Annotated in this window: 1 rRNA gene; it reads right to left on the bottom strand. The window is 53.0% G+C overall.

Annotated elements, in window-relative coordinates:
- Positions 1-16: 16 nt before the first annotated feature.
- Positions 17-1,416 (bottom strand): 23S ribosomal RNA (locus tag J2Y56_RS28350); the annotation flags it as partial.

The raw sequence follows: 1,416 nt of genomic DNA, 5'->3' as shown, positions 1-1,416 counted from the left end.
ATTGCTTGGGTGTTATATGGTCAAGCCTCACGGGCAATTAGTATTGGTTAGCTCAACGCCTCACAGCGCTTACACACCCAACCTATCAACGTCGTAGTCTTCGACGGCCCTTCAGGGGACTCAAGGTCCCAGTGAGATCTCATCTTGAGGCTAGTTTCCCGCTTAGATGCTTTCAGCGGTTATCTATTCCGAACATAGCTACCCGGCAATGCCACTGGCGTGACAACCGGAACACCAGAGGTTCGTCCACTCCGGTCCTCTCGTACTAGGAGCAGCCCCTCTCAAATCTCAAACGTCCACGGCAGATAGGGACCGAACTGTCTCACGACGTTCTAAACCCAGCTCGCGTACCACTTTAAATGGCGAACAGCCATACCCTTGGGACCGGCTTCAGCCCCAGGATGTGATGAGCCGACATCGAGGTGCCAAACACCGCCGTCGATATGAACTCTTGGGCGGTATCAGCCTGTTATCCCCGGAGTACCTTTTATCCGTTGAGCGATGGCCCTTCCATACAGAACCACCGGATCACTAAGACCTACTTTCGTACCTGCTCGACGTGTCTGTCTCGCAGTCAAGCGCGCTTTTGCCTTTATACTCTACGACCGATTTCCGACCGGTCTGAGCGCACCTTCGTACTCCTCCGTTACTCTTTAGGAGGAGACCGCCCCAGTCAAACTACCCACCATACACTGTCCTCGATCCGGATAACGGACCTGAGTTAGAACCTCAAAGTTGCCAGGGTGGTATTTCAAGGTTGGCTCCACGCGAACTGGCGTCCACGCTTCAAAGCCTCCCACCTATCCTACACAAGCAAATTCAAAGTCCAGTGCAAAGCTATAGTAAAGGTTCACGGGGTCTTTCCGTCTAGCCGCGGATACACTGCATCTTCACAGCGATTTCAATTTCACTGAGTCTCGGGTGGAGACAGCGCCGCCATCGTTACGCCATTCGTGCAGGTCGGAACTTACCCGACAAGGAATTTCGCTACCTTAGGACCGTTATAGTTACGGCCGCCGTTTACCGGGGCTTCGATCAAGAGCTTCGCGTTAGCTAACCCCATCAATTAACCTTCCGGCACCGGGCAGGCGTCACACCCTATACGTCCACTTTCGTGTTTGCAGAGTGCTGTGTTTTTAATAAACAGTCGCAGCGGCCTGGTATCTTCGACCGGCATGGGCTTACGCAGTAAATGCTTCACCCTCACCGGCGCACCTTCTCCCGAAGTTACGGTGCCATTTTGCCTAGTTCCTTCACCCGAGTTCTCTCAAGCGCCTTGGTATTCTCTACCCAACCACCTGTGTCGGTTTGGGGTACGGTTCCTGGTTACCTGAAGCTTAGAAGCTTTTCTTGGAAGCATGGCATCAACCACTTCGTGTTCTAAAAGAACACTCGTCATCAGCTCTCGGCCTTAGA

The organism is Pseudomonas sp. BE134 (assembly GCF_031456105.1).
GTDB lineage: Bacteria > Pseudomonadota > Gammaproteobacteria > Pseudomonadales > Pseudomonadaceae > Aquipseudomonas.
Note: the sequence above shows the minus strand (reverse complement) of the source record. Positions and strands in the feature narration are given on the sequence as shown.